Annotated in this window: 1 protein-coding gene; it reads left to right on the forward strand. The window is 45.4% G+C overall.

The window, feature by feature from the left end; translation table 11 throughout:
• Positions 1 to 643: formate--tetrahydrofolate ligase (locus ACS8FD_RS21660; RefSeq protein WP_439277390.1), on the forward strand; the 643-nt coding region annotated here is incomplete at both ends.

Here is a 643-nt window from a genome sequence, read left to right on the forward strand (position 1 = left end):
ATTAAGTGTCGCTTATCAGGATTGACGCCTGATGCAGCCGTTATTGTCGCCACCATTCGAGCGTTAAAATACAATGGTTGTGTCGCTAAAGACAATCTAACCACTGAAAACTTAGCAGCGCTTGAGCAAGGCCTGCCAAATTTAATGAAGCATATCGAAAATATGCAAGAAGTCTACGAACTGCCTGTAGTCGTCGCCATTAACCAGTTTGTCAGTGATACGGACGCTGAGATTGAGCTAGTACGACAAGCCTGCCTAGCAAAAGGTGTGGAAGTTGCCTTAACGCAAGTATGGGAGAAAGGCGGCGCGGGCGGTGAAGAATTAGCACACTCTTTAATTAAGCTGCTTGAGGATAACAGTCATAAACCCAGCCAATTTCGTTTGGCTTATGACAGTGACAACAGCATTGCGGATAAAATTCGCACGATTGCACAGCGCATCTATGGGGCAGATGATATTGATATCAGTAGTCTGGCCGAGGCCAAAATACGCCGCCTAGAAGCATTGAATCTTGATAAGATGCCAGTATGTATCGCCAAAACCCAGTATTCGCTTAGTGATAATGCCAAACTACTTGGTCGACCTACAGGCTTTGATATTCATGTGCGCGATATTAGTATTTCCTCTGGCGCAGGGTTTATCG

Source organism: Psychrobacter sp. 1U2, assembly GCF_051847575.1.